This window comes from Acinetobacter sp. AKBS16, assembly GCF_002899995.1.
Classification (GTDB): domain Bacteria; phylum Pseudomonadota; class Gammaproteobacteria; order Pseudomonadales; family Moraxellaceae; genus Acinetobacter; species Acinetobacter baumannii.
Genome location: NZ_POYH01000089.1, coordinates 61,273 through 67,642 on the forward strand (window position 1 = coordinate 61,273; position 6,370 = coordinate 67,642).

Genomic DNA, 6,370 nt, shown 5'->3' on the forward strand with positions numbered 1-6,370 from the left:
CCTTCCTCATATAATTATTGCTACACTTTTTTCTTTTTCGGGTGGATGAGTATGTCCTTTGATCTCAAAGTGAGCTTGCAGCAAAGGTCTGAACCATCTGCACAGCAGAAAAAACTGAATCACCTGATTGATAAAATAGAACAGCAAAAAGTTAGCCTGAGCGCTTGGCAAAATGCACAAGCTGAGATTCAACAGCACATACGACAAAAACTGATGCCTGTGTATAGCGATTTGCATGCGGTGCTATTTCAACAGTTAGAGCAACTTTGGAATATATTACATAGCCATGAGTTTTCCAAAGCAGACATACAACAACTGGATGAAAAAATTGCCCAGCTTGCACAAATGTTGAAGCGCTCAAAAATGTTATCTGCTGAACAGGTGGATTTAGTGAAGCAGATCGATAACTTTTATCAGCAACATGCAGCGGAATCGGCAAAAAAGAATAGAAAAGCTCAGTCAATAAAATCTGAATATGAAGAAAGCGTTGATCAAGGTTTAGAGTTAGAAGAAGACTTTGAACGGTATGCGGCTGAGCAACAACAAGCGCGGAAACAAGCTAAACAGCAAAGACAGCAACAAAAACGTGAACAAGCTGAGCAAATGGCAGCCCAGTCACTCAAAACAGTTTATTTAAAAATTGCCGCGATGATTCACCCAGACCGTGAGCAAGATGAAACTAAAAAAGAAGAAAAAACTGAGTTGTTCCAACAAGCAAGTCAGGCCTATGAAAAACAGGACTTGTTTTACTTACTCAAACTCCAGTTACAGCTTGAACAGAATAAAGGGCTAGGCGCTAAAGAGTTATCTGCTGAGCAGTTGCGGTTTTATAAACTGGCTTTGGATGCACAAAGTCAGCAGCTTGAAAGTCAAATTGCTGAGATTTTAGATTCTTTTCAGTTAGCCAAGAATGTGAAAGTAGAGCATGTACATATTAGTGATGTGTATAAAGCTGTAGATGCTGATTGTGCTGAGCTAAAGCAGCAGTTGAAGTGGGAAAAGGAACGTTTAAAGCATATGAAAAAGGTAAGTGGGGTGGAAATGCTGTTGGGGCATGGGGTGCTTTAATCAGTTTCTAGTTTTTATGTGCAGCCATGAGATTACCGATGATTTGATAAGGTATAAATTCTGAAATAGGAAATCGTTGAGATTGGATTTTTTATAAAATATAGTGTGGAAATTATAAAAATTAAAAGATCGGATTTATGAATGAAAAATTTATTCAATTATCAAAAGAACTTAAACATAGACCTATTTTAGAGAAGGCTTTAGGTTATTTTCCTAACTTACCTTTAGTTGCTATCGATTGTGGCTGTGGCGCTGGCAATGAATCTGCTTATCTACTCTCAAAGGGATTTAATGTTCATGCTTTTGATATTTCAATTGATGCGCAAAAAGTCTGTAATGAGCGATTCAAAGATGACTCTAAATTTATTTTCTATCATGAATCTTTTGAAGACTTTAATTTCCCGTCTGCAAGCTTAATTATTGCTTCATCAAGTCTGTTCTTTTGTAACCCAAGTTATTTTTATAGCGTAATTAAACGAATGATAAATGCTCTTTCTGAAGGTGGAATTCTTGTAGTTGATTTATTGGGAATTTATGATGAGTGGGTTATTAGAGAACCTACAAAATTTATAGGATTTACTTATCAAGATATAGCTGATTTATTCTTATGTGATTTTAATCTGCTGTTTCATAAAGAAATTAATGAAAATTTACCTTTATTGGAAGGTTATATAAAAACATGGCATCTTCATATGCTGATTCTACAGAAAAGTGATTTTTAAATATAGAAAACCCAGAACCTGCTTGCACAGATTCTGGGTTCATTTAACTAATTAAATTAAAGCGCAGCAATTTGCTCCATATTCGCTTTAACTTTATCTAACTGCGCAGCAAACTCAGCAAGCTTCGCTTTTTCACCTTCAACAACCGCTGCTGGTGCTTTAGAAACAAAGCCTTCATTTGCAAGTTTATTTGCAATTTGGTCGTGTTGCTTTTGGATTTTATCCAAGTCTTTTTGCAAACGGCCAAGCTCAGCTTTAGGGTCAATTAAGCCTTTCATTGGTACAAATACCGATGCATGACCTACAACACTTGAAGAAGAAAGCGGTGGTTCTTGGTCTTTACCTAAGAACTCAATACTTTCGACTTTAGCCAATGCTTTGAACAATGCTTCAATACGAGTAATTTGTTCACGTTCAGCATCAGAAATGTTTTGAAGTAATACTGGTAATAAACGCGCATTACCTAAGCCCATTTCACCGCGAATGTTACGTACCGCACCAATCAAACCTTGAAGCCATTGCATATCTGCTTCAGCTTGTTCATTGATTTTTGCTTGCTCAGGAATAGGGTATTGAGCAGTCATAATCGTTGGGCCGCCTTGACCAAGCATTGGTGCAAGTGTTTGCCAGATTTCTTCTGTCAAATATGGCATTAATGGATGAGCCAAACGTAATGAAGCTTCCATGACTGCAAGCAATACACGGCGTACTTCAGCTTTACGCTCTTCTGAAACTTCTGCATCGTTTAGAACTGGTTTAGTTAACTCAACGTACCAGTCACAGTACTCATTCCAGATAAAGTCGTAAATCGCTTGGGCAGCAAGGTCTAAACGATATGTTGCAAACGCTTGGTGTACAGCAGCTTCAGCTTTTTGCAGACGGCTGATAATCCATTGTTCTGGAAGTTCCCAAAGATCAGGACGAGCGTCGGTACCAACAGTTTGGCCTTCAACATTCATCAGAACGAAACGAGTTGCGTTCCAGATTTTGTTACAGAAGTTACGGTAACCTTCAACACGTTTTAAGTCGAACTTGATGTCACGACCAGTGTTTGCAAGGGCACAGAACGTGAAACGAACTGCGTCAGTACCGTAAGCATTAATGCCTTCTGGGAATTCTTTACGCGTTGATTTTTCAATCTTCGCAGCATCTTTCGGGTTCATGAGGCCAGTCGTACGTTTTGCGACTAAGCTTTCTAAATCAATACCGTCAATCAAGTCTAATGGGTCAAGAACGTTACCTTTAGACTTCGACATTTTCTGACCTTCACCATCACGTACCAAGCCGTGAACGTAAACCGTCTTAAATGGAATTTGAGATGAACCATCTTCATTTTTCATGAAGTGCATGGTCATCATGATCATACGGGCAACCCAGAAGAAGATAATGTCAAAACCAGTCACCAACACGTCAGTCGGGTGGAAAGTTTTGAGTTCAGGCGTTTGTTCTGGCCAGCCTAGCGTTGAGAATGTCCAAAGTGCAGATGAGAACCATGTATCAAGTACGTCTTCGTCTTGTTTAAGCTCAATATCAGCCGCGATGTTATTTTTCGCGCGAACTTCTTCTTCGCTACGGCCAACATAGATGTTGCCATCAGCATCGTACCAAGCTGGAATACGGTGACCCCACCAAAGCTGACGTGAAATACACCAGTCTTGAATGTCACGCATCCATGCCATGTACATGTTGCTGTACTGCTCTGGAACAAACTTAATACGACCATCTTGAACCGCTTCAATTGCAGGCTCTGCAAGAGGCGCAATTTTTACGTACCATTGGTCAGTTAATAATGGCTCAATAATCACGCCTGAACGGTCACCGCGTGGCGCTTTTAAGTCATACGGTTGGATTTGGTCTAACCAGCCTTCAGCTTCCGCTTGAGCAACTAATTTTTTACGTGCTTCGAAGCGCTCTAAACCAGCGTAGTCTGCAGGTGCAGTAATGGTTTTAGAAATTTGTTCACCAGCTTTGGCAATATATTCAAACTCACCTAAAACTTCGGCGTTTTTGTTGAAGATATTAATGATTGGCAAGCTATTGCGTTTACCTAACTCATAGTCGTTAAAGTCGTGAGCAGGAGTGATTTTTACACAGCCAGTACCGAAGTCTTTTTCAACGTAGTCGTCAGCAACGATTGGAATTAAACGACCAGTAATTGGCAATACAATATTTTTACCAACAAGGTGTGCATAACGCTCATCTTCTGGGTGAACAGCAACAGCAGTATCACCAAGTAAAGTTTCAGGACGAGTCGTTGCAACTACGAGATAGTCTTTGCCATCTTGAGTTTTAACTGATTTATCTTCAAAGAAATATTTAAAGTGCCAAAGTGAGCCTTTTTCTTCTTTGCTTTCTACTTCAAGGTCAGAAAGAGCAGTTTGAAGTTTAGGATCCCAGTTTACAAGGCGCTTACCGCGGTAAATTAAACCGTCTTCGTGCAAACGAACGAAAACTTCTTTCACTGCGTTTGATAAACCTTCATCCATCGTGAAGCGTTCACGTGACCAGTCTACAGACGAACCTAAACGACGAATTTGTTTGGTAATTGTGCCGCCAGATTGCTCTTTCCATTCCCAAACTTTTTCGATGAATTTTTCACGGCCTAAATCGTGACGAGTGATACCTTGTAAGCCAAGTTGACGCTCAACAACCATTTGAGTTGCAATACCAGCATGGTCAGTACCCGGTTGCCACAAAGTGTTTTTACCCATCATACGGTTATAACGGGTGAGGGCATCCATAATGGCATTGTTAAAGCCATGGCCCATGTGCAAACTACCAGTGACGTTTGGTGGTGGAATCATGATACAGAATGATTCACCGTGACCAGAAGGTTTGAAGTAACCTTGTTCTTCCCACGTTTTGTACCACTTCTTTTCGATCTCGGTTGGATCGTAGGTGGTGGCAATATTTTGAGCGGTTTGAGCGTCAGTCATAGTAGCTTAGATCGAATATGCATAAAAAATTGCATCTATTGTAGCAAAAAATTGCCTCGAAATTAATGTGCTGAAAACAGATAAACGGTTTTGTATTTTTTTCAAAAAACGGTAGATTTATGAAGCATGGATCACAATTTAATCGTGTAGCGGCACGGCAGAAAAATTACAAAAGAATTGAAAAGGGATGCGACACATGAGCTACAAAGTTTTTTTAAAGATTTCCGATTCAACCTATACCCAATTTGCTTCAATTCGAGAGAAATTACATGCTGGGGTAAGAGAAAGCCAGTCGAAAGTATTGGGGGATGTTCTTTCTGATTTGTCGTGTGAAATTATTGAGCAAGTTTTCTCTGTATTGTTAAAGGATGAGCAAGACAACTCTACTATGACTCAAAAACAGCGGTATGAGTCCGAGAAAGTTCTTCAGCAAATTTTAGATACTTTCCGAAAATATATGCCTTGGTCAGTCTCTTTTTTCGGTAATGAACGACTTTTACCTTTAGTTGATTATATGACCTCACTCATGAAAGAACGTGAGCAAGAGGTTTATATTACATACCCGATCACACCTCAACTTGTACAACAGGCCCAAACGCTGACGGAACAAATACGTGAGGGCAATATGCAAAGCGTAGAAAAAGCTTTTCAGACCTTAATTCAAATTGTGGATTTAGGTGTAACAAGCCTAGTACGTGAACCTAAAAAACGTTTAAAATTTAATTTGGTTGTCGATAAAACCCTAAATGGGGTCATTAATATGACAACGCATTTGGGCTATAAACGTTTGGAAAAATTGGGGACGCAGGTTGATCAGACCACAGCAACTCACTATATCAACCACTTTTTGGCCTTCATGCATCAAGCAGCATAATTTAAAAAGATAATAGGAAGTTAAAATGGCCAAACTTGATACTTTGCAAAATAAAGTGGTGTGGGTTACGGGAGCATCTTCTGGTTTAGGTAAAGCTTTAGCTGGTGAGTTTGCTTTGCAAGGTGCTCAAGTGATTTTAACTTCGCGTCGCTTTGAAGAGTTAGAAGAAGTTCGCGTTGGTTTACTCCATCCGGATCAGCACTTGTCGGTAGTTGCAGACATTACCAATCAAGAGCAAGTTCAAGAGGCTTATGAGCAGATTTTAAAAGCAAAAGGACGAATTGACTGGCTTATTAATAATGCGGGTTTAAGTCAGCGTGCTCTAATTCAAGACACCACAATGGCAACAGAACGTGCCATTATGGAAGTCGATTATTTCTCACAAGTCGCATTAACCAAAACTGTGTTACCGACCATGCTTAAACAAAAGTCTGGCCGAGTTGTATTCGTGTCGAGTGTAGCAGGGCTTTTAGGTACGCAGTACCGTGCGAGTTATTCGGCTGCTAAAGCTGCTATTCATATGTGGGCCAACAGTTTACGTGCTGAAGTTGCCGATCAGGGTGTTGAAGTTTCGGTTATTTTCCCAGGCTTTGTAAAAACTAATGTTTCGTTTAATGCACTAAATGGTGCAGGGCAACCTCAAGGCCACCAAGATGAAGCAATCGAAAATGGACTAGAGGCCGATGTTTTTGCAGAACAGTCAGTTAAGGCATTAATGCAAGGACAGGAATATATTGTAGTGGGCGGTACTAAAGAAAAATTAGGCGTGA

5 protein-coding genes are annotated in these 6,370 nt (G+C 39.9%); 4 read left to right on the forward strand and 1 reads right to left on the reverse strand.

The window, feature by feature from the left end; all coding sequences use genetic code 11:
• Positions 1 to 51: 51 nt before the first annotated feature.
• Positions 52 to 1,068 carry a molecular chaperone DnaJ gene (locus C1642_RS15995; protein ID WP_103236582.1) on the forward strand — a complete coding sequence of 339 codons (1,017 nt, stop codon included), beginning with the start codon at positions 52 to 54 and terminating at the stop codon, positions 1,066 to 1,068.
• A 137-nt stretch (positions 1,069 to 1,205) separates the two neighbouring features.
• The gene (locus C1642_RS16000; RefSeq protein ID WP_004746063.1) at positions 1,206 to 1,790 is read left to right on the forward strand and encodes a methyltransferase domain-containing protein; all 585 of its coding nucleotides are present in this window, start codon (positions 1,206 to 1,208) and stop codon (positions 1,788 to 1,790) included.
• Positions 1,791 to 1,846: 56 nt separating this feature from the next.
• Here the strand turns inward: C1642_RS16000 and C1642_RS16005 are convergent, their stop codons facing one another.
• The gene (locus C1642_RS16005; protein ID WP_103236583.1) at positions 1,847 to 4,726 is read right to left on the reverse strand and encodes a valine--tRNA ligase; all 2,880 of its coding nucleotides are present in this window, start codon (positions 4,724 to 4,726) and stop codon (positions 1,847 to 1,849) included.
• Positions 4,727 to 4,922: 196 nt separating this feature from the next.
• Between C1642_RS16005 and C1642_RS16010 the strand changes: the two genes are divergently transcribed.
• Both C1642_RS16010 and C1642_RS16015 read left to right on the forward strand, forming a co-directional pair.
• Positions 4,923 to 5,600 (forward strand): hypothetical protein, encoded by a 678-nt coding sequence (locus tag C1642_RS16010; RefSeq protein ID WP_000120765.1) that lies wholly within the window; start codon positions 4,923 to 4,925, stop codon positions 5,598 to 5,600.
• Between the two features lie 25 nt (positions 5,601 to 5,625).
• Positions 5,626 to 6,370, forward strand: a 745-nt coding sequence (locus tag C1642_RS16015) for an SDR family NAD(P)-dependent oxidoreductase (protein ID WP_103236584.1), incomplete at its 3' end; no start/stop codon positions are given.